Origin of the sequence: Psychrobacter sp. H8-1 (assembly GCF_904846575.1) — a bacterium.
In the GTDB taxonomy this organism is placed as follows: domain Bacteria; phylum Pseudomonadota; class Gammaproteobacteria; order Pseudomonadales; family Moraxellaceae; genus Psychrobacter; species Psychrobacter fulvigenes.
Genome location: NZ_CAJHBG010000001.1, coordinates 1,432,754 through 1,455,865, shown reverse-complemented (window position 1 = coordinate 1,455,865; position 23,112 = coordinate 1,432,754). Strand labels below are relative to the sequence as shown.

Genomic DNA, 23,112 nt, shown 5'->3' with positions numbered 1-23,112 from the left:
CCCGTTATTTTATGCATTTTGTATAGCCTGCTAACTTGGCATGCCAAACAATGCATCTAGGGCTTTAATAAAATCAGTAGGAATGTCCCAAGTCACCAATCCATAGCGGGCACTGCTTATTGAATTACTGTGCATTAAGTTGCTACCGTCAAGCGTATTAGCCTCTTCTGCTGCTTTAATAGCTAACGGGGCAGCTGGATCATATACGCCCCGTAAAAAGACATACTCCACAGCGCCTAAATACTTATCTTCATTGCCTGTATAGTCATGAATCCTCATCGATAAGAATCGATGCAACGCTACCTGATAAATTGCTGCTTGTAACCAATACCCTGCTTTGGACATTGCTTGCTTGAGTGTATCTTCGTCATAATCGCTTAGGCTATTTCCTAAAAAATTACTCTTATAGTCGACGACGTAATACTTGCCAGCATGCTCATACACCAAATCGATTTCACCACGTAAATAACGATATAAATGCGCTTTGTTTTGCGGAACAAGATTGACGTGTTTGTCGGTTTCATTAGGCAGGTACTGCTGAAAGAGTCTATTAATATCTTGGGCTTTAAAACGCTCTGACAGCCCCATATTGAACTCTAATTCAGCGAACCTTTGACTTGCATCGATAGAGCATAACGGTTGATTGGACGCCAATAGCGGCGTATGTAGCACCTCTTCAATCCAGCCAATGAGAGCTGCATGCTTGCTAGCATCTATCGAGTCCGAATCCAATGAATCAGTGTTAAATGAACTATCATCGCCTTGCTCTTGCTTCTTCGCTTGTAATCGACGACTTTGGGTTTCGGCACTGCTATACAGCAATGGCAGCTGATAGCTACTAATAGCTCTATCGATAACCTGAGACCACTGGGATTTATTGTTAAAATCAATTTTTTCAAATATCTCATGCAAAAATGTACCCGCATTGGCACCTTTCACAAAAGTAAAACGAATATCATCCTCTAGCTTGAGATTTAACTTATCTACTTGGTTGGCAAACTCATTATTATTCAGTGATGGCACAACTGAAACCGAAGTTTCGGTCATATCAATATCTATCGCATCATCAATACGCTCATCCATCACAGCCATTGTCTGAGCCGACTCGTCTAGCTGACGGGCTAAAGCGGTAAAACTGGTCTTAGCCCAACCATAAAAGTAATTGATTTTCATGACCTCTGAAAAATCATCATACTCAATAGGTTCGGTTTTGGGCGTAATAGAATCGGGCGATCCACTTTCCGTTAATGTGTCTGCTTTAGCGGCAGCACAATTATCGTTATAGAACTCATTGACCTTATGCCCTCTAATCATACCTATGGTGCCTTTGAGTCTATCTGGCAATTCAAATTTTGGCTCTGGTGAATCAAACCAATAGAACACCGGCTTTAATTCAAACCCTGTTTTGTTGTGGGGATCTCGCAGTACCACATAAAGCTGCTCACTGGCGCGAGTAAATGCCACATAACCCAGCCGGCGCATCTCATCAAAGCCCTCTTGCGTCTCAATATTGGTATAGTAGCCCTCTGTGGTCGCAGAGCCTTGTACAGGAGAGAATCGGCGCTGATTGCCTGTCGATTGCTGAGCTAGCGCTGACTGGTTTTGTTGAATAGCGTCTTGTTGAATAGCATCTTGCTGGCTAGGATTCTGTTGCGCGTTATAAAGATACAATCCATAGTCTTCTTTATTACCTGACTTCCTACTGGCATCGCCCATACCCAGCACATAAACAATGGGAAATTCTAACCCTTTTGATTTATGAATGGTCATCAGCTGCACGCCAGACTCTGTCGGTAACGGATACTGCTTGGCCCAATCACTGCTAGGCGCGCTATCTATGTTTTGTCTAAACCAGGCCAGCAGCTCATATTCACCCATGCCGATACCATACTGCGCTAATATATCCATCACATGACGCAAGTCCATAATATGACGATCGCCTTCTGGATGCGCTGCTAATGCTTGCCAAACGCCTTGCGGCTGCACAGGGCTTTGATCTAACAAGTAGTGCATGGCCGATAATATGCCAAAGTGCTGCCAACGCTGTGTGCCTTCTTTTAAATAGCTAATAAAGTCTTGATAGCTTTTCTTATTATCAACGGCTTTTGTATTAGCGCTATTTAAATCTACAGACCCTGACTCATGGTCAGTCATCATGGCTTTGATATCTTTGATACTCAGGCCATACAAATGACTGGTCAGCACCCGATTAATCATGTCATGACGATACGGATATAGCATGGCACTCAGCAGCGCTGCCACATCTTCTGCCATGACGGTTTCAAAGATACTGACATCACTGGTGGTCAAGGTCGGCACATTGAGCTTTACCAGCTCGTCTTCCACCCGTTTTAAGTCTTTTTTGGCACGTGCCAGCACGCCGATATCGCTCGGCTGAATCGGCTTGCCTTTTAATGTCTGACCACTGCTGAGTAAGGTCGCAATATGACGCGCTGTGATTTCATGTTCATCGTATTCAAGCTCTTTGTCCTTATCGTAAGGTAGGTGCAACACACTCACTGGCTGAGCAGAGAGTACGTCATTTACTAAGTCGCTATTTAGGTCGCTGATTAGTATGTCTGGCTCATTAAACCAAGACAGCTGATTTTCTTGCTTTTCAGCTTTAATGTGTTGATAATAAATGCCACTACCTAACTGTGCGAGCCTATTCTCATGAGTCACTGGCGCAGGCATACCAAACCAGCAGTTTAGAGCATTAATCACACTAGCGTTTGAACGACGGTTAATATCGAGCGTCCAAAGGCTGCTTTTGTCAAACTGGGCTTTCATATAATTGTAATTGGCAACATCACCGCCGCGAAACCCATATATGGCCTGCTTAGGATCACCTACCAATAATAAAAACTCATGGTTGGCTTCATTGCTAGTAGCCTGCTTGTCATTGGCCGACGGTTTACGTTTACGCTTTGGCAGATAGATGCTTTCAATCATAATGGCTTGCTCGCCATTGATATCCTGCGACTCATCAATCAGAGCCACTGGATAATGATGACGAATATAACGCGCCAGCTTCTCTCCTTGTCGACCGATTAACGCTTGGTTTAAGCGTACCATCTGCAAGCTAAAGGTGGTTTCACCGCGCTCTTCTAAGATAACCGGCAGTCTGTCACGAACCGCCAGCACGATATGGCGATTGAGATTGGCTAATACGCTAACTATGTATTCATCAAGCTTTTTACTTTCTTCAATATACCGTTTAAAGTCACGAACCACCTGCAACTCATTAAATATTAAATTAACTCTTTCACCGTCTTTTGGCTTGTAGAACTGTTTGCCTATATCATCAGTTTTCTGAAAAGCTTCAATTAACTTTCCAGTATAAGTTTTTTTGTCTGATATGAACTTATAAGAGGCGGGACCAGACTCTTCTAACACTTGAACGATTTTCGGCCAAGACTCTCTGTTATTCTGCAACTGTCCTTTGGGAACTTCATAATATTCGCCATCAGGCTTAAAAAAAGCATCAAGCTCATCGCTGCGCTCAATGATACTGTGGATAAGCCTCTCATAACCCTCAAAAGAAAAATCACTGCTTACAACTTCATTAATCGGCGCAGAAATAAAATTCAGCGACCGAGTTACATAACTTTTATGATCGCCCACCGCCGTCAGCTTACCTTGCTGATCCATCAATGCATACAATTTAGGCTGCTCGTGATACAGCCTACTTTGAAACTGACGCAGTTCATCATGAACAATACTGTCCGTCACTTGCTCAATACTGCTGTCTTCAATAATAGCCATGCCTTGCTGATGACCGGTCTCGCTACTGTACTCCTTCAACCATTTTTGCGCCAAACTATCAAGAGTGCCGACAAACAGCTTATCCAAGGTGGTTAATACCAGCGCCGTGCGTCGAATGGCTTCTGTCATTGGATAGCTGTATACATGATCAAGCAAGTAGCCGACCAGATGCAGATTGATAGGGTCTTGCATGATGTCATCTAAGCGCACATATTTAGCCTGAGCGACTAACCAATCCTCACGATCTTTTGTTGCTTGTGCACGCTTTTCAGCAGCGGCTTTTTTGTCATGAGCTTTGTCATAAACAATGTCTTGATTTAGTTCATCAACATCTGTTTCAGCGTTTGAATCCGTATTTGAGCTATTGACTGCTTGTGCTTGCTTATCCTTATCACTATCAGGTGTCACCTGTAGTATATGCGGATACAAACTGTCTTTATTAGCGGGGTCAGCACTCAGGCTATTCACCCATTGCAGCAGCTGATAAAAATCCACCAAACGATCATGAATGCGCTGACGCATCTCAGCAGCCGCAGCGCGGGTAAAGGTCGTCGCAATGATTTGCTCTGGCGCACGCCGTGCTTCAATCAACAGACGCAGTACAATGCCAGTTAGTGTCCACGTTTTACCAGTACCGGCTGACGCTTCGATAAGATGCCGACCCGTCAATGCAACATCAACCGCTGGTATCACCTCCGCCTTACTGTTAGGCTTGGTCATGTCGTGATTCGCAACCTCACTGTCAGTCATACCCTGATATGTATCAAATGAGTGTGGCTGGGTAGAAATGTCCATGATGTGAGTGGTGGCGGTAAATTCTGTCATAGGGGCGTACACTTTTTATTATCAATTAAACCAAAGGGCAAAAAACGAACCGTTTTAAACAGTTTTAAGTAACCAGCTAGCCTGCTAATTATCTAGACCAACTAGCGCTGTGAACATTGGCTCATACAGCGGCTGTGCTAACGTCGTTAATGCTGCTGATAGGGCTTTAAATGCGTCTTGATCACGCAGTACGTATTGCCAAATGGCATGCTGCGAGCAGGTATCGTATACCGTGTCTACGTGATAGTTAGGTCTTAGCCAATCTGAGAAGTCTGCGCGTTTTGGCCAATAGCTGCCGCTCTCATCTTCACTCTCTGCCGCGTTTGCACACTTATCAAGATAACTGAGCGCATATTCTGGCAATAAGGTAATCGGCACTTGACCGACTAGCTTGCCAAATATCGCCCACTTTATCAGCTCAACCACGGCATCTTCATACACAATAGGGCTTAACTTAAATGCGATTACATCTTTATATTTACCAACTTGCGAGTTGGACTTGTTAAAGCGCCAAATACTCACGCCATCATTCAGAGCCACTTGCTCAGCAGTGGTACGTCTGGCAACTTGCCAATACAGATGCGACAACCAAAACTTGATTAAATGTTTGGGACTGGCAGAATTGGGCAGTATGTTTAACCACTGCTTGGGGGATTGCTCGGCATAGGATACGCCAGCCTGTAGATTAGCGCGATGGTGATTTGCATCTATCGATACTGATGTTGGTATTGATGTAGGAACTGATATTGGTACTGAGCCTTTTATCTTAATGAATTGGGGTAATAGCTTCAGTAATGGCGCATTATCAGTATCATTTAATACAGCCGCTAGCTCTAGCTGAACGGGATGTTCGGTGGTTGGGGTCAGTAGCTGCAAACCACCTATATCGCTCGCCTCCAATATCTGAGCATCATCCAAGCCATTGTCCCAGCCATTAGCAATTAGCTGCTCTTTAAATTCCTGACATTGCTGCTGCAGTTTTTGTTGTTGATTGGGCAAGGTCGTTTGACGCGCCACACCTGCTGGCATGATTTTTTGATACATTAGAATTGGGCTGTCTTGCGTGGCTGTGCTGTCGGTACTGCTATTAGCTGCATCGCTCGCCAGCTCATTAATCAAATACTCTTTAATCTGATAAGTTGTCAGATTGTCTAGAAATAGCGGCTCTTGATGAGCCATCGCTTCCTCGCCTTGCACCACATGCACCTTTTGAGTACGTAAAAATGCCTTAGCAGGATGCCGCACTTGATACGCCAATACCCCTTCAACGTCTATCTCTCCAATGTTAAATACAGTTTCGGAAAGTGCCTTTTTAGTAAGGTCATTAATCTCACCAGAATCACTGGAGACAGCGGTCGCTTCTAATGACAGCATCTCAGCCAATGTAGCTAAGGTTTGATTGTCTACTTGTCCTAACTGACCTAGAGATTGACCAAGCAGCTGAGCGATTGATTCGTACTGTGCTTTGGTAGGCAAGCCAACCAGTTCTGCATGTTCACTAAATGCTCGGCCTTTTAAGGTATGAAACACAGCTTGCCAAAGCGGCGCAGGCGGAAATTGACGTTTTTGCGCCAGCTTGGTTTTGCGCATGGCTTTATTCAAAAGAACATCTAACCCATCTGCATTATTAATAAGGCTGTTGTCTTGAATATTATTGTCAGTGTGGATAGCTGCGCTTTCATGCAAATTGAGCTTAGGAGTGTCAGACGCTTGCTCACAAACATCTGCGTCTTCAATGTCTGTTTCAAACAAACTCTCATGAAAAGGCAAAGCTGGATGCTCAGTCACCAGCCACTGCTTAATCAATTTAGGTAAATAACGCTTAAGGCTCTCGGTGATAGAGTCAACATTCTCAGGCAATGTGTCTAACGCTTCAAGCGAGTTGACCTGCCACTGCACCTCACCTTGCAAAAACTGCAATAGCTCACTCACTGGGTTGGCTGGCAGGTGCTCGTGGGTGTCTGTCAGACTTTGACCGTTATAAAATATCCAGCAAGCACTGCGCGCACAAAGCAATGCGTCTAAAAACGCACCATTATCATCATCTTCACTGACTCTATCACCGCGGCGGGCATTGGTGGCTTTCATCAAATCATAGCGATTATCAAGATCACGCCCAGGGAATTCAGAGAGATCCATATTGAGCATCACCACCAAATCAAAAGGCACGTTTCTTAACGCACCAAATCGACCAAAGGTAATCACCCCAGTCGGCTCGGCACTGACCTGCTGACTCTCAAGCTCCGCCTCAATACTGTCCAACATAAAATTTAGCTTTAATGGCAACTGCTCAACGCCTGCCAGCCTTTGCTCTACTTCTTTTTTGTTAGCATTCCTGACACTATCACTACTGGCATACTGTCTATAGTGGCGATTGGCTCTCAGGCTTGATTTAAAGCCATTCATCGCATTGTAGATGGCGCGCATCGTACGGGTTTGATCGACATCACCAAAGTAGCGGTGAATGACTTGTTTCTCAATCTGATCAAGCCAATCCTCCGCTTTAAGTTTTTGTGTATGATCATCACGGCGCGCGGTCAAACCGGCATAAATACGACAAAGCGCTTCAACAATCATCGCATCATTTAGGCTCACTTGCGGCAGCGGCAAACTCATCTCTGGCAAGGCAGTGCTTGGCCAATCTTCCTGTGCCAAAGGATATAAGCAGTCGCTCAAACTGGCCTCTGGCATCACCAGACCCAAAGTCAATCTATCTAACGCTTGAGCAAAGGTAAACCGGTAGTCATAGTCGTTGCTATCTAGGGTTTGTTTAAGATGCCATTCATCAAAGCCGCGAATAAAGCCTGCCTCTACCAGTAAATCACAGCCACGGCTCATCTGGTCATGGGTTAAGCCAAAACTTTCATACAGCGGTGGCAGCATTAGCCAATCAAGCACCTCAGCGGCTTCAAAGCGGGCACTATGGCTGCCTAATAGCTTATAAAAACCAATAATGGCTTCCCATAGCTGACGAATATCCGCATCGACAACACCCGTAACCTTTGCAGGCAGGGTTAAACCGTCTTGACCTTTACCGCTGACGAAAATAGAGCTGATCAGCGCATGGTGACGCTCAACATCGGGCAGCAACACGACAATATCGGATATATGGCGCTTTTTCTCACCAGGTTTTAATGGCTCATTCAACCAGCGCCCAATCATAATACGCAGTACTTCAAGTTGACGCTGCAAACTATGGCATGAATGAATACTTAGGCTATTATCTTGCGCAGACATGGCCCAAAAACGCTCCTTCTCAAAGCGTTTATTCTCTAACGCTTCATCGTCATACCACGGCGTTTCTTGCTCGTCTTGATTAGAGCCCGTCTCTAGTTGTTTACTGACTGCTTGTGATACTTTGGCCGCGGTTGCTTGCTGGGTAGACTGCTCATCGAGCATCAACACATCATTTTGCAAACGCCTTAATAAACTTGCGCTATCTTGCATATGTTGAGCGCTGTCATCAAAATTAATACCGAACTCGTCGCGCAAGCCATCATTGCTATCATCGCCCTCATTAAAAATATCCTGCCACTCGACGAGTGCATCTTGGTATTGCTCATTACCCGATAAATTAGCAAGCATCGCAAAGGTATCACGTGACTGCTTACCCAAACGCGATAGCAAACTGTGCCCATAATCGCGCAGAAACACGCTTTCAGGGTTAATAATCTGCTGACGCTGTAGCCACGACTTATCAACAATATCCGCCCAAAACAGCTTGGATGGGTTGTAGTGCAGCAGTGTGATATCCATATATTGTGACAAGCGCTGTAAAAAGTCGAGCTCTGTTTGTGGCAATTGCTGAATGGTAAAAATACGCAGAACTTTTGGCAGTTGAGCACGCTCATTCGCCTTGTTTTCTTTTAAGGCTAACCAAAAGGTATCTTCAAGTGCCACACGGTGCTGATGCACATCGGCAAACAAATGCGACCATAAGAAACGCTGGGCGACCTCTAACTCTACATAGTGCGCCACCAACCATTCAGGGGTGCCACGTGCATACTTATCGAAGCGCAAGGATAGTGCATCCTTATCCGCTATCAGCGCATCTACATTAAGCTGCTTATTGTGTGACCATAGATCTAACCAGTCCTCACGATGGGTCAAATAGCGGTTAAACACCCTCGCCAAATCACTTGCCAGCTGCCAAATACGCGCATCTTGCTGTGCCTTATCCTGCTGATCTTCTTCTTGCGGCTCATCAATCAAAGACGCCAGCAGTGGATGAACGGGATGTTTTTCATCAGCGACAATCGCCTCTTGGTAATAAGTCAAATAACCAAATAAGCGCCACTGCATTACCGTTGGTGACAGCACTGCCACCTCAGGCACATTCAACGTTGACGCTTCAGGGTTTTGTTCTAGTAAATAGGCATTGTGGCGGATCAACACATCCTGCATCAATGTCCACTGATACTGACCCCAAAACGTCGTCGTCACTAAGGTGCTGATACCCGCTTGGCTTGCAATAGACTTATCTAGCCAATCACCAAGTACCATTGACGGCACAATGACCACAAACTCTTCAAAAATGGGTTGGTTTTTGGACTTATAAGCTTCCAACAACTGCTCAACCAAAAGCTCGGTACGGTGGGACTGAATGATTTTAAACATAGGTTGTATTCTAATTATGATAATAAGATGAAAAACATGCAAAAAACTGACCGCTAAATAAAAATATAGACCATAAGCTTTTAGCTAAAAAAGTCTAAATGGAACCAAATAAAATAAGCAAGTACAGCATAATACGTCATCAAATGCTAAAAAACGATGTATAGGCGCGAGAAGATAAAAGCACAACCTCATGAATTCATGTTTAGCTGTCGTACCTATTATATATTTCTGCTAAGATGACTGCGTTGAATGATAGGCTGCATACAAGACAATTGATTGTTGCAGATAGTGTGCCACTGATACCTTCAATTTACTAGCTCACTACCGAGATACCAGCAGCACTTACGACAACCAGTGTCGCCTTGTCTTAGTTTTGATTTTGCTATTATCATTTATTATCCAAAAGTCATATATTTACCAATTTTAGTAGCTACTAGCTTGGCCACCATGTCTTTAACCTTGTAACAATTAACCTTGCAATAACGAGATAACCTAATTTATGCCACTGCGTCCCATAGATGCTATTTTTGTGAATCCCGAAAGACGACGTTATGTCGTTTACTTTCGCGGTGAGCTGTGGCAATTGCCTCGCATGAAAATTGATTACGCCGCTTGGCAGCGTCGCCAACCGTATGATGGCGACATCAATACGCTGTACCTAAGTAGCAATCAAGCCATCGCTGATCCTATATTGGCGCAAAAGCTGCGCACTTTAAACTTGCCCGCCGCAGTACGTGGTAGTACACTTCCGCGCTTTGAGTCATGGTGGGCATTTCATGGTTTTGAATGGCTAAAAGAGCTACTAAATGCTGGCAAATCGCCATTGGCTGCTCACCTATCAACCACCACAATACCCAGCTCAGATGACAAGGCTGCAAAAATCTCGGTAAAAAACGAGACAAATGACACTATTAATAATACTAACAACCCCTCTTCCTCTTCTGCAGAAACTGATGTCTTTGCCGATATGCTCGCAGACTTAACTAATGACGTGCTCAATCGTCACCGCTGATTTAACAATAGTAATCAGAGCAATTTATATATAACAAACAAACAGTAAAAAACCGAATAATAAATCAATAAATGAGCCTTGCATCATGAAAGACCATAAGTTCCTACTGGCCATGCTAGTTTTGCTAATACTGATCATCTTTATTGGTATTTTTGCTTGGCTATGGAGCAACAATCGCAAGAATATAGACCCAATGCCAATTTCATTTAGCGAAACTCGTGAAGAAACTATCGACAGTGAGGAGGATACGGAGAAGGTTGCTACTGATGTATTGCACCTACAAGCAGAGGACGATCTAAAGACCGCTCTGGATGATGTCATCGGCCATTTTGAGGCCCGTCATTCAAATGTGCAAGTCATCGCTCACTACGTTCCCACTTATCGCTTGATGACCTTGCCAGACACTTCTAACAGTCTGCCTTCTAAATACGCTGTCAACACCGACATTATCTTGGCCAATGATAGATTGCCTGAAGAGCGCTTGTCGCCGCTACAGAGCCTACTGAATGATGCTCAGAATGAAATTAATAATAATACTGATACTATCAATAGCCCAGCACAAGACGATGTCGTAGCAGATAACATGACCGGCGATGACGAAGCCAGCGAGGGATCCGTTCAAGATGACAATACACAGGCGCGTAAACTGGTGTCCTTTAGCTATGCTCTCAAAGGCACTCAAGCAGTAGATGGTGTCATAGTGACAGATAACCCTGCTGCAGTCAGCTTTCGAAACTTTTTGCTGTCAAGCATGGGACAAGATATCTTGAAACAATATGATTATAGCAATATTGAAGGCTATAGAAACACTCTTGATGATTTGTTCAATCCCACCTCACGTGCACAACCTACAGAAAATGAAAGCTCAGTAGAAGTTGCTGACGCGCTCAGTAATGGCGAATAAATACAAACCTTATCTATTTGGGTTTTATTAATTGCTTTTATGGCTTCTTTTTTCTACAATGTCACCCCACAATGCGCTTATAGCTCAACAGGATAGAGCAGTTGCCTCCTAAGCGATCGATCGGGGTTCGAGTCCCTGTAAGCGCACCAGTTAATATATGAATAACCCCAGAAAACCCTTGTAAGTCTTATACTACAAGGGTTTTCTGGTATCTATATATAACCTTATGTACTCTAAAAACCCATACTCAAATTATCCAAACCAAATCTATACTTGTTATAGATTTACTTAACTCTGATGGGTCGAAAAAGCCCCATACGCTATTACTAATATAATATGAAAATCTGATGTGTAAAGTATAATTCTCTCAGTAGATATTATTAATGAGGTGTTCTTGGAAAAGAAACATGTCGGTAAGATTGTTTTAAAAGTTTGCTAGGAGTAACTATTCATACCTCCTCACGGATACAACCTCTGTTATTTAAACTCTTAGTAGTAATACTATTCAGTATAGATTATATTTTAGGAGATATGCTTAGGCATCGACAACAATCACTTCACCATTAATAAAGAACGGGATATAGACTTAGTTCACACCAAATGGAAGTAATATGTCAGGAATCAAAGACTTAGATCAGCTACTTGCTTCGATGAAGCCTGAACTTACTCAAGACAAATTCGTGTTTTGTACGGTTTCAGGAGAGCTGTCTGAATATATAGAGTTAAAGCCGGTTGCCACGTTTTTAGAATCAGAGGGCTTAACTTTGGTACTAACCAAGGATCAAGCTGATAAAGCAGGTCTGAAATACGAAGGTATTTTTCGAAAAATCACCTTGATGGTCCATTCCAGTCTTGATGCTGTTGGCTTGACGGCAGCCGTGTCAACCGTACTGACCACAACAGGCATTAGCGCCAATGTTATTGCGGCTTACTATCACGACCATACTTTTGTATCAGCTGAAAAAGCAGAGCAGGCTTTATTAGCCCTAAAAGAGCTCAGTCAATAATACTGAAAAACATAAAACTTCGCCTACAAAACCTGAATCAAGCTTGTCCGAGTAAACTTTGTAGGCGAAGATCAACCTGCTAGAGACTCCACAGTACTAAAAGCCATATAATGTAACGCTTTATACAGGCCAGCCTTCTAATACCACTTTACCATGCGCTTGACGATTCTCTAACATCTGATGCGCACTGCGTAAATGTTCAGCCGTTATAATGCCAAGGTTATGAGCAACCGTGGTTTTAATCTCGCCGGCATCAATCAATTTTGCCACTGCATTTAATAAACGGTGCTGTTCAATCATGTCTGGCGTATTAAACATTGAGCGGGCAAACATAAACTCCCAATGTAGGCTTAAGCTTTTGGCTTTAAGCGCTAGGACGTCTAATGCTGCTGGGTCATCAATCAGTCCAAGTTTACCTTGAGGCTTTAAGCATTTAATAATTTCTTCATAATGCTCTTCGGTGTTATTGAGACTCACGACATAGTCTACTTCAGTAATGCCCGTTTTTTGCAGCTCATCAGACAAAGGATTGCGGTGATTGATAACATAGTCAGCGCCCAAATCTTTGAGCCACTGTACACTCTCATCTCTTGAAGCAGTACCAATAATGGTAGCTGACGTTCGTGCTTTTAATAGTTGCGTCAAGATTGAGCCTACCCCGCCCGCCGCGCCAATCACTAATACTGAAACGTCATTAGTATTCTCATCATTACCGTTTTCATCCGTCGAACTATCAGAAACAGGCACTTGTAGACGGTCAAATAACATCTCCCAAGCAGTGATAGTAGTCAGTGGTAAGGCAGCCGCCTCAGCGAAAGACAAAGAGGCTGGCATGTGCCCAACGATACGCTCATCGACGAGCTGATACTGAGCATTGCTGCCTGAACGAGTCAAGTCGCCTGCGTAATAAACGTTATCCCCTACTGAAAATAGACTAACCTCGTCACCGATAGCCGTCACAGTACCGGCAGCATCCCAACCAATCACAGCATACTCACCCTCTGGTGCAGGACGCGATGCACGGATTTTATAATCTACTGGATTGACGGATATTGCTTTAACTTCAACCAATATGTCATGGCCTGAAGCAGTCGGTTTATTAAGAGTGATATCTTGTAGTGCTTGTTCGTTATCGATAGGTAAATTGTCTTGATAGCCAATGGCTTTTGTAGTTTGCATCGTTTTTATTCCTGATGATAAATGAATTGAATGTGGTAATGCTTAGAGTAAAATTATTTTTAGGATGACGTTACTGGTGCAGCTTTTGTCGCTATAGATTTTGTCGCTATTATGAAATCGACTGCAATACTGTCTGAGTTTGGCGTTCAAGCTCTGCAATAGCTTCTTTATTTAGAGCGTCTGCATGCGGTTGTCCGAACGCCCCTCTTGCGTCACCATGGACGCCATCTTTAATGTCATTATCAAAATATTTACCAGTATCGTCAGCGAACTCATCTGAGATGGCAAGTTCAGTTAGGATATTTGCCCCTTTATCTGCTGATGACCAATGTTGCCCATAAGCTTCATCAACCATTTTTGTATTCAATAGCGAGCCTGGATTGACAGCGATCACATTGATGTCATCTGCCGCAACTGTGTCGGCTAAATCCATACTCCACATCGTTAGTGCCAGCTTACTTTGCGCATAGGCATCTTTATCAGCGAGATGGTCTTGTCCTGCAAATGCCTTATATAATATGGGAGCTTGAGCCGCTGAGCTTAGATTTACGATACGAGCTTTATCAGACTTCTTAAGCAGTGGTAATAAGGCGTTGGTTAACTCGTAAGGCGCTAGATAATTGACCACGAAGCGTACGTCCAATCCGTCTTTGGTCGTTGGCGATGCGGTTGTATAAATCCCTGCGTTGTTTATGAGTACATCAAGCTTTGGCAGCTTTTCGTTCACTTCTGCTGCCATCTTGAGTACATCGGTTAGATCAGAAAAATCAGCCACAAACCCGTCGATATTATCTACTGCTGCGCCTGTCGCTACCGCTTTGACTTCTGCAATGACACTGGCAAGTTTGTCGGCATTTCTACCATGCACATACACTTGATGCCCAGCTTCTGCCAGTTTTAAAGCCGTCAATTTGCCAATGCCATCAGTGCTGCCAGTAATTAAAATAGTCTTAGTCATGAGCTGTCCTTATTGTTTGAGTTGTTAGTTAAGCGACTGTTTAAATTTTGGATGTGTGTTCTATTTTATCCATCGTAATAGCGCCCATTGTAATGAAAGTGTTGTGATTCAAACAGTGGCTATACCCGAAAACACTTTCAATATTATTTTGAAAGTGGCTGATTTTTAAGCGGTTACTTAAGCTATTATTTGTTATATTTAAGACAATAAAATAACCAACCAAACCATTCTATTTAGTTTTAGATATTCCCATTTTAAATATCTCAACAAGATGAAATCATGAAAAATCTACAAGATTTACGTATTTTTATAGAGACAGCACGGATGGGCAGCTTGTCTGCATGTGCGCGTCATATGGACCTCTCGCCAGCAGTAGTAAGTGCCTCTATTAAACGCTTAGAAAATGATATCGATACCGTATTATTTATCCGCTCGACGCGCAAGCTACGCTTAACCAGCAAGGGTGAACAGTTTTTGCAACACTGTAAGGATGCACTGGGAATTTTGGATAATGCTTATGCGGGACTGCATGATAATGATGCTGAGCTAACCGGTACGATAAGGTTGTCAGCGCCTTCAGATTTAGGGCGCAACTGGGTGCTACCTTGGCTTGATACGTTTATGGATACTCATCCCAAAGTGAGTTTGCAGTTGCATGTCTCTGATGGTCATGTGGATTTATATGGACAGCAGATTGACTTGGCACTGCGTTATGGAATCCCGAAAGATTCTTCATTGGTAGCATTGCCCATCGTTTTGGACAATCGTCCCGTGCTTTGTGCCGCGCCAGAAAATTTAGCACAATATGGCGAACCAAAGACACCAAAAGATTTGACTGAGCATAATTGTCTCTGTGTTGGGCACAATGATAAATACTTTAGCCATTGGACGTTTGAGCGAGAAAGTAAGCAAATCAATGTCGCAGTATCGGGCAATCGACGTAGCAAAGATGGTGATGTAGTCAGACGCTGGGCAATATTGGGGCACGGCATAGCGCTAAAGTCACGTCTAGATGTCGCAGCTGATATAAAAACAGGCCGACTGCTTGAGATTGACTTAGATGGCTGGCAAGTTGCCCCCTATCTGCTCTATTTGATTTGTCCTGAAAGACGGTTAATTGATCCACTATTTAACGCAGTAAAGGAATATTTAATCGAATGTGTACAGCATATTTAGAGCGAGAAGCTGAAGCTAGCATTGAATACACCGCAAAATAAAGCTTATAAAGCTCAATTCTTACTCCTCAGGTAGGACAAAGAGCCTTTATAGAAAAACAATTTCGATCTCGTTATAAAATCTATACAAATACTGAACCATCCTCAGTTTGATGTACTTTGATATCAACACCATAAACATCACTTAATTGTGAACGTGTCATTACCTCAACTGGTGTTCCTTGCGCAACAATTTGTCCATCATTTAACAAAATTACCTCATCAGTATAGCGATGTGCATGGGTCAAATCGTGGAGGACAACCAATATACTTTTGCGCTGCTGTCGCACCAGATTGTGCAAGTAATGAAGTAAGAAGCGCTGATGGCGGATATCGAGATGATTGGTCGGTTCATCAAACATCATAATATCAGTATCTTGCATCAGCGCACGCACGATAGCCAAACGCTGTTTCTCACCACCTGATAAGGTTTGCACGCGAGCACTGGCCAAACTTAATAATTCAAAATCCTGTAGTAAGTGTTGCGCGCGCTCAACATGATTGCTATTTGGGCGCTGATACCAAGCAAGATTTGGTGAGACCCCTAATAGCGCATAATCCAGTACCGTAAGCGGCAGCTCAAAACGCTCATGTTGTCCAACCCAAGCGATATGGCCATGATTCATGACTTCGTTGATCGGCTGGCCGTAAATCAGAATATGGCCATCTGTTTTAAGCGCGGTTCCCGTATGCTGACCCAAGACCGTATGCAGCAACGTGCTTTTACCCGCGCCATTGGGTCCGATAAAGGCGACCAGTTTTTGGCTTGGCACGGTTAGTTTGTCTACCTTCAACAATGTTTTATGACCGTGCGAGATATGAATATCTTGCATCGATAGCAATTCGCCTGCATCACTACCCTTGATATTACTACTATTCATACGATTGTCTCGATTCACTGGCGATGTCTTTGATGTAGCGGTAAAAAATGAATGAAACATAAATACCTTCTTTGATTAACGGCGGCTACTACGCACAAACAGCCAAATAAAGAATGGACCGCCAAGTAACGCTAAAACGATGCCAACGGGAACATCCACTGGATAAGCAACATGCCGAGCTGTGCCATCAATGACGAGTAATAATATCGCCCCAAGCCAGCCAGACCAAACCATGAGGCGCATACGTCCGCCACCAAACAGAATAGCCAGCAGGTTTGGCACCATCATACCAATAAAACCAATGACACCTGCTAAAGACACCGCTGCCCCTGTCAATAACGCCGAAGCAATCACGACCAAACAACGAACCACACCCACCTTGATACCCAAGGACTTAGCAGCTGCCTCACCTAACATCAATCCATCTAACTGACGACCTAATGGCAACAAAATAGCCAGCCCCAAGACCATAGAAATAATTGAATAACGCAGTGGCACAAAGCCCGCTTCTGCCATACTTCCTGACAGCCAATTGGTCGCCGAGCGCAGCACCATGTCATCAGACATGAATAAAATCAGGCTAACCACAGCTGCACAAAAAGCGCTGATCACAAATCCCAATATCAGCAAGCCCATCTGACCGCCACCCAAAAACCGATGACAAGCAAGAATAAACAAGCATACCAATACGCTTCCGGTAAACGCAGCAAGCGGTATCCCAATGCCCCCAAACCCCAGTGCCAGAACCAAAACAACACCAAGCGCTGCGCCACCTGATGTACCAATTAAACTTGGGTCAGCTAAAGGGTTTTCAAATAAAGCCTGTAATGCTGCACCACTAACTGACAATGCCATACCAACCAACAATGCCGTCACCACACGCGGATAGCGTAGCTGCCAGATAGTATCGTCAAGATGGCTAGGGCTTGACCATTCGCCAAAGCCAATACCAAGCGCCAACCAAATTAGCAGCACAGATGCGACAGTAGCGGCAACATAATAGATGCTATGTTTGTATTTTCCAGTTTGTATAGGGATAGAAGCGGAAATCGTATTTGCCATGTGAGATATCGTTTTATTGAATATAAGGGAGGTTATTGCTTACTTAGGCTATCTTGCTACAGCGTTCAGCTTTTTTAAGACTTGCGGTGAGTTCAGACCATATCGTAAAAAGTCATCGGCTGGCCAAAAGTGTACGCCTCCATTTTTACCAGCAGCACTGGCCGCAACCTCTGGACGTTTACTAAATTGACTGACACCGCCAACCACTGCCTGATTGTGATCAGCAATAATGATGACATCAGGCTTGGCTGCCAGCCAGCCTTCACGCGACATAGGTTTCAACCCCGAAACGTTTGCCGCATTAATTCCACCAGCACGACGAATCAACTCATCGCCTACCGTGCCCTTACCTGCAACGATACGACCATCGTAACTTAGCAGATAGCGCTTACCAGTTTTTGCCATAGGGCTCATCTCTGCCTGCCAACGATTTGCAAGCTGCGACCCGGCAGATTTTTTATCAACGTAACTGCCGATAGATTTAATACTGCTTGCAAAGGTGCTGATTTCTTCTTTGGGCGCGACATTGACAGCTTTAACCTTTAAGCCGTTTAGCCGCTGATAAATACTTGCCGGCTGTACCATATAACTGCCGAGTACCAGATCTGGCTTAACGGCTAACACTGACTCGGCGGTGATATTACGATGCAGACCCACGGTTGGTACATTCTTTAACGCTGGATTGTTATTGGTCGCATCTTTGCCCACCAGCTTATTGGTCGCTCCTAGCGCCACAACCACATCGGCGACATCGGGACTCATAGCGACGATACGCTCATAAGCTTGAGCAGAAAGCGATGGCACTGCCAATGACCCAATGATGACAGCACTGCTGATCGTACGAGTGGCAAATTTTGTATTTATAACCAAGTTGTTCGTTAATATTATTTTTGATAATACAGAAGACATAATTATTCCTAATTTGCTAACCTAAAAGATGACACTATTGAAAGGAGCACTAACGTTCATTAAGGACTCAAAATAGCTCACATAACAGCTGTGGCTTAGCTGTTATGTAAATGTCAGTATCCTAAAAATTTTCTGATGTTTTTATGACGGTCTTACGTATTCTCGGCTTCAGCCAGTACCGCTGACGCTAGGGCTTCTGTATATGAATGCTCTTGTACCGTATTAGCAACGATCTGCTGCCATTCTTCAAGCTCAGGCGTACCTTCAATACGTTGCCCAAACACGCTAAAGATACTAACGCCGTGACGATCAAACCCTTCAATGCAAGTGACGATACCGTCTTTGGTTGGACGCTTAACGCTCCACACTTGCGCCAATGCCTTATCTTTGAGATGCAGTGTAAAATTATTATGGTCTTTGTCTAAAATATTAAACCAATCCCCTATGCGCTTCAGCGTCTGTACGGTGCCAGTCTGAATCTGTACGAGTCCTCTATTACCGACAAATATCATGATTGGGCATTTGGCATCACGCGCTTGCTCAAAAACCGATTCGATAGCGCTAATATCAAGCTGCTGCGTCATCTGTTCTGGTGCTTGACGGTAGCTACTAGCACGATCTATATCGAGATTTTTTAATAATGAATGAAACTGATGTACATCTGTCATTGCCAGCCAGCCTTGTTGTAGCTGTGTGCGCCCCGCCTCGCTCAGCGCCTTGTAACGCCAGTCATTTACCGGCTGTTGTGCCTCTAACGTTAGCGTCACATTACTCACCTTTTGCTGCTGCTCCTCAATCATCGCTTGCCATCGATTGATAGTTTCATCGCTTAACTCTCGCAGATAGACTTTATCGATAGCAGCACCCTGGCCGTTATAAAACTGAATACTATAAGATGGCTTACCCGTGCGACTGGTATCAGTTACCGCCAATATATGCTGCCACTGCCACATAAAGAATCGTAAATCTAGACCACCCACATTGAGTGCAAGACCCATTTTTTCGCCAAGCTTAAGGTTGTGATAAGGCGCGGTTTTTTCATGCACGGCCAGCTCATTTCTGACGATGCTTTCCATTTCACCAAACGTCTCAAACTGCTTTAAAACGGCTCTGCACTGATCACCAATATACTGGCTATAAGGTGATGCCAACATCAGCTCAAATTCGCTGACCCCCAATACAGCCGCCCCTTCTGTTGGAAACAGCATCGGCGTTTTTGCTTTTAACACTTGGTACTGTTTCCACAACTCAGTATTTTTTTTGCTTAAAGATAACGGGTGACTCATAGTGCGCTCCATAAAATAGTTGGTAATAAAAAACCAATCAGCATAGCTTCATTAATTTAAAAGATGAATATATTGAAATAGCGGTGATAGCTCATACAACAGGTACCTGAAACAGCATTTCTTATTGAAACTTCACTAAGAGACTGGCTATCAATACAATATTTTTCATAACTGCCGCTTACTGTTTCTGCTAAGCGATCTTGAACGGAAATTATTATGGCAATATTTTTCCATTTTGTAAACGATAATAATTATCATTTATATCTTGATAATCATTATCTTTTGAAATATTATAGCTAGGCTTTGTTACTTAAAGGAATGAATCAAGCAACAAAACCTTTAAGCATTAAAACGATAACTCGGTCGCTTCAGATTGCTTTTTTTGAAGCACAAAGTCTTTTGGCAGTGCGACTCTCTTACTTTTTACTTTTACGATGGTTGTTTATTTATGTCGATTTTAGCGTCTCAACTTCCTTTGATTCATACAAGATTACACCACACCCATCCGCCACAGTTGCGTCGTAGCAAATTAGCCATAAGTGTGACGTTAGCATTGTGTACTTTGGCGCCAGTTTCAGTCCAAGCAGCGCTGCCTCTTACAGAATCTAATATTAATATTGCAAGCGTTGCAGCCATGCCAAGCATACGTTTAGATCCTATCGTGGTAACGGCCACACGCTCTGAGCGTGCATTGAGTGATGCACCAGTTTCCCTACAAGTGCTCAGCCGCCAACAACTCGAGGACAACCATGCTCATACTTTAAAAGAAGCGCTGGCCCTCTTACCCAACGTTTACTTACGCGAAGTCCATGGCAAAACAGGTTACGAGGTCAGCATGCAAGGCTTTAGCGGTGATCAAGTATTAGTATTGATTGATGGTTTACCCATCACTGCCAGCACTGGCTCGACGGTAAACTTGAATCAATACATGAATATGGATATCGAGCAAATAGAAGTGGTGCAAGGAGCGGCGTCAGCGCAGTTTGGGAGCGCGGCCATGGGCGGTGTCATTAATATCATCACCAAACCCATTGGCACAGCGACAGGACATATCACCACCGAGATTGCCAGCAATGGTCAGCAAAACCCATCAGGTAAAAAATTAGGTGGTGTTCTAAAAAGTATGCTGGCATCAGACGTAGCCATAATTGACATAAAAGAACACCAGATCGAATACTTTAAAGTGATTATCAAGCTTTTTTGAGAAGCAACAAGTCTTTCTAACCGCCCGACGCAATCGGTGTCTAAGACGACAGTTATTGCCTTCAATCCCTATCGTATGCTGTTTACCAATTCGTTTGTTATCACTTTTAAAGGCGGTTATAAAACTGTCCCAGTTGTCCATACTGATAGAGCCATAGCTGACTGTAAGCTGCTTTAAACGTGCTCTTAACTTCTTAGCCGTTTTTAGGGGTCACGTTTGCCCCAGACATAAGCGACAATCTCATTAGTAGCACGGTCATAAGCGTAGATGAGCCACACTTTACGTTTCTTGCGATATACGTAAGTCCAGAACTCATCAACCTCTAAGCGTTCATAGTAGCGCTTCTAGGTACAATCTTGTAAATGGATGAGCCTATGGTGCTAAGCACTTTTCCAATACTAACCTTGGCTATAACTGCTATGTCTCTAACACCACAACCTCGGACAGTCATCAGTCGTATGATGTCTTCTATTCTAGAGTGACAGCCGTTATAGGTTATCGCATGATCGCCAATAAATTGGCGTTTACAGTCCTTACATTGATAGTTCTGCTTACCATAGCTTTTTATACCATTTTTCTTTAGACTAAGACTGTGACAGTCGGGGCAATTGATCTGTATTTGTGTCTTCATAACCTCAAATATATCATCTTGCTTCGGCTGTCACCCTCCTTTATTCCCTCAGCATACTTTTTAGAACACCACCAAAAATTAGATGCCAATAAGCGCTATGTAGAAGCCAGCGTGGAAGGCGGTTTAGATAAAAACCAGCGTTTTCATGCGCGTTTATCAGGCTCGTATCTGGATAATGATGGCTTGAGCTTAGACCATGAAGCATGGCCGAGATTAAAAGACGCCAGCGAGCAGTCACAAATCAGTGCCCGACTTAGCTACCGCCCGGACGGTAAAGGCATATCAAACAACAACAATAGTGATAACGATAGCCGAATGGTCAAAAACGCTCAATATTGGCTAGAAGCCAGCTACTATAAAGAAGACGATATTAGCCGTTTCAATTACTATGTCGCGCCGCGTTATTTGGCCCAGCAAAGAGATGAACACATTACTAAGCAGCGTTTTAGTGTTGGTGCGCGCGCTGATATCACGCCACATGCGGATAATCGCAGCAAAACTTATCGGTTGTCCGCACAAGCCCTGCATGAGGAATATCAAAGCGAATCCAATACTAAAACGCAGCAAACCATCACTAGCGCCCGTGATACAGACATCAGTACCACGCTGGCGCAAGCGCAGCTCGACCTACCTGAGCTATTGCTATCCGATAAGCACATTCACCTTATTCAAATTGGCGGTCAGGTTCAGCAAGACAAGTTAAGCCAAACGAAAAATAAATTTAGCGAGCTTATCAGCGATGACGTCAGCCGTGATGTCGGCGAGCTATATATACAAGATGATTGGCTGATTGGTGATAACTGGGAGGTGTTGAGCGGTATTCGCTATCAAAACGATGAAGACTTTGGTGGCCATATGGCGCCAAAGGTATCACTCAAATACAACCATTTGGATGCGAGCGGTCGCGACCATGTCTTTCGTAGCAGTATTGGCGGTGGTTATCGCGTGCCCAACCTAAAAGAACGCTACTACGTCTTTGACCATAGCAATTTGGGTTATAAAGTCATGGGTAATCCCGACTTGCAGCCTGAAACCTCAACCAGTTACCAAATCGGCTATCAAGGTCAGCTGAGCGATAGTGTTAATTTGACGGTTAATGGTTTTTATAATGAAGTGAACGATCTGATCCAAACCGACGAGGACAACGCTACCTTCGATGGTAACATCGCCATTTATAAATATATGAACGTTGATAGCGCTAAAACTTATGGTGGCGATATTGGTATTGACTGGCAAGTGGACGAGCGCGCGAAACTACAAGCCAGCTACGCTTACCTCAAGACGCATAACAATGTGACGGATACCGAACTGACCTATAAGCCCAATCACAAAGCCATGCTGGCACTAGACTATCAAATCAATGACAAATTACAGCTGATCCCACGCCTCAACTACGAATCCAAGCAGCTCGTCAGCACCAACGCACAGACGTACTCGCCGTCTTGGTGGACGCTCGATAGCAAGCTCAATTATGACGCCACCACAAACTTAAGCTTGTACGCGGCGATTAATAACATCTTTGATGTGCAGCGAGATGTCACCGATGCCAGCGACTATCGTCCCATTGATAATCGTGAGTGGTTACTTGGCGCCAGTTACCATTGGTAAGAAACCTTGTACTGACAATCACCCTAAAGCAGTTGTATTTACACTGCTAT

General features: G+C 43.8%; 14 protein-coding genes, 1 tRNA gene and 1 pseudogene. 7 read left to right on the top strand and 9 right to left on the bottom strand.

The genetic code is table 11. From position 1 onward, the window contains the following. Positions 1 to 30: 30 nt before the first annotated feature. Together JMY01_RS06025 and JMY01_RS06020 are read right to left on the bottom strand one after the other, a co-directional pair. Positions 31 to 4,485, bottom strand: coding sequence for a UvrD-helicase domain-containing protein (locus tag JMY01_RS06025; RefSeq protein WP_374220364.1), 4,455 nt, complete (start codon positions 4,483 to 4,485; stop codon positions 31 to 33). A gap of 189 nt (positions 4,486 to 4,674) precedes the next feature. Further along, on the bottom strand, positions 4,675 to 9,207 hold the full coding sequence (locus JMY01_RS06020) for an exodeoxyribonuclease V subunit gamma (RefSeq protein ID WP_201574725.1): 4,533 nt from the start codon (positions 9,205 to 9,207) through the stop codon (positions 4,675 to 4,677). A gap of 499 nt (positions 9,208 to 9,706) precedes the next feature. Here JMY01_RS06020 and JMY01_RS06015 point away from each other — a divergent pair, with 499 nt between their 5' ends. From JMY01_RS06015 to JMY01_RS06000, 4 genes are all read left to right on the top strand, one after another. Further along, on the top strand, positions 9,707 to 10,219 hold the full coding sequence (locus tag JMY01_RS06015) for a hypothetical protein (RefSeq protein ID WP_201574724.1): 513 nt from the start codon (positions 9,707 to 9,709) through the stop codon (positions 10,217 to 10,219). Positions 10,220 to 10,304: 85 nt separating this feature from the next. Further along, the gene (locus tag JMY01_RS06010; protein ID WP_201574723.1) at positions 10,305 to 11,123 is read left to right on the top strand and encodes a hypothetical protein; all 819 of its coding nucleotides are present in this window, start codon (positions 10,305 to 10,307) and stop codon (positions 11,121 to 11,123) included. Between the two features lie 73 nt (positions 11,124 to 11,196). After that, positions 11,197 to 11,272 (top strand) — tRNA-Arg (locus tag JMY01_RS06005). A 462-nt stretch (positions 11,273 to 11,734) separates the two neighbouring features. After that, complete coding sequence (locus JMY01_RS06000) at positions 11,735 to 12,130, top strand: ACT domain-containing protein (protein WP_201574722.1); 396 nt, start codon at positions 11,735 to 11,737, stop codon at positions 12,128 to 12,130. A 120-nt stretch (positions 12,131 to 12,250) separates the two neighbouring features. Here the strand turns inward: JMY01_RS06000 and JMY01_RS05995 are convergent, their stop codons facing one another. Together JMY01_RS05995 and JMY01_RS05990 are read right to left on the bottom strand one after the other, a co-directional pair. Further along, positions 12,251 to 13,309, bottom strand: a complete 1,059-nt coding sequence (locus JMY01_RS05995; RefSeq protein ID WP_201574721.1) for a zinc-binding alcohol dehydrogenase family protein — start codon at positions 13,307 to 13,309, stop codon at positions 12,251 to 12,253. A gap of 109 nt (positions 13,310 to 13,418) precedes the next feature. Then, the gene (locus JMY01_RS05990; protein WP_201574720.1) at positions 13,419 to 14,267 is read right to left on the bottom strand and encodes an SDR family NAD(P)-dependent oxidoreductase; all 849 of its coding nucleotides are present in this window, start codon (positions 14,265 to 14,267) and stop codon (positions 13,419 to 13,421) included. Positions 14,268 to 14,546: 279 nt separating this feature from the next. On the opposite strand from JMY01_RS05990, the gene JMY01_RS05985 reads away from it, so the two are divergent. Further along, positions 14,547 to 15,443: a LysR family transcriptional regulator gene (locus tag JMY01_RS05985; RefSeq protein ID WP_201574719.1), complete on the top strand. Its 897-nt coding sequence runs from the start codon at positions 14,547 to 14,549 to the stop codon at positions 15,441 to 15,443. Between the two features lie 121 nt (positions 15,444 to 15,564). Here the strand turns inward: JMY01_RS05985 and JMY01_RS05980 are convergent, their stop codons facing one another. From JMY01_RS05980 to JMY01_RS05965, 4 genes are all read right to left on the bottom strand, one after another. Further along, the gene (locus tag JMY01_RS05980) at positions 15,565 to 16,422 is read right to left on the bottom strand and encodes an ABC transporter ATP-binding protein (protein WP_201574718.1); all 858 of its coding nucleotides are present in this window, start codon (positions 16,420 to 16,422) and stop codon (positions 15,565 to 15,567) included. Between the two features lie 15 nt (positions 16,423 to 16,437). After that, positions 16,438 to 17,424: an iron ABC transporter permease gene (locus JMY01_RS05975; protein ID WP_201574717.1), complete on the bottom strand. Its 987-nt coding sequence runs from the start codon at positions 17,422 to 17,424 to the stop codon at positions 16,438 to 16,440. Positions 17,425 to 17,472: 48 nt separating this feature from the next. Continuing rightward, the gene (locus JMY01_RS05970) at positions 17,473 to 18,333 is read right to left on the bottom strand and encodes a hemin ABC transporter substrate-binding protein (protein ID WP_265089847.1); all 861 of its coding nucleotides are present in this window, start codon (positions 18,331 to 18,333) and stop codon (positions 17,473 to 17,475) included. A 152-nt stretch (positions 18,334 to 18,485) separates the two neighbouring features. After that, positions 18,486 to 19,619 (bottom strand): ChuX/HutX family heme-like substrate-binding protein, encoded by a 1,134-nt coding sequence (locus tag JMY01_RS05965; RefSeq protein ID WP_227677718.1) that lies wholly within the window; start codon positions 19,617 to 19,619, stop codon positions 18,486 to 18,488. A 448-nt stretch (positions 19,620 to 20,067) separates the two neighbouring features. Here JMY01_RS05965 and JMY01_RS05960 point away from each other — a divergent pair, with 448 nt between their 5' ends. Next, the gene (locus tag JMY01_RS05960; protein ID WP_227677716.1) at positions 20,068 to 20,823 is read left to right on the top strand and encodes a TonB-dependent siderophore receptor; all 756 of its coding nucleotides are present in this window, start codon (positions 20,068 to 20,070) and stop codon (positions 20,821 to 20,823) included. On the opposite strand, the pseudogene JMY01_RS05955 reads toward JMY01_RS05960, so the two are convergent. Further along, positions 20,752 to 21,454, bottom strand: a pseudogene (locus tag JMY01_RS05955) (IS1 family transposase). The gene JMY01_RS05960 and the pseudogene JMY01_RS05955 sit on opposite strands and share 72 nt — an antisense overlap. Here JMY01_RS05955 and JMY01_RS05950 point away from each other — a divergent pair. Further along, on the top strand, positions 21,416 to 23,062 hold the full coding sequence (locus tag JMY01_RS05950; RefSeq protein ID WP_227677714.1) for a TonB-dependent siderophore receptor: 1,647 nt from the start codon (positions 21,416 to 21,418) through the stop codon (positions 23,060 to 23,062). The pseudogene JMY01_RS05955 and the gene JMY01_RS05950 overlap by 39 nt on opposite strands. The last annotated feature ends 50 nt before the right edge of the window (positions 23,063 to 23,112 follow it).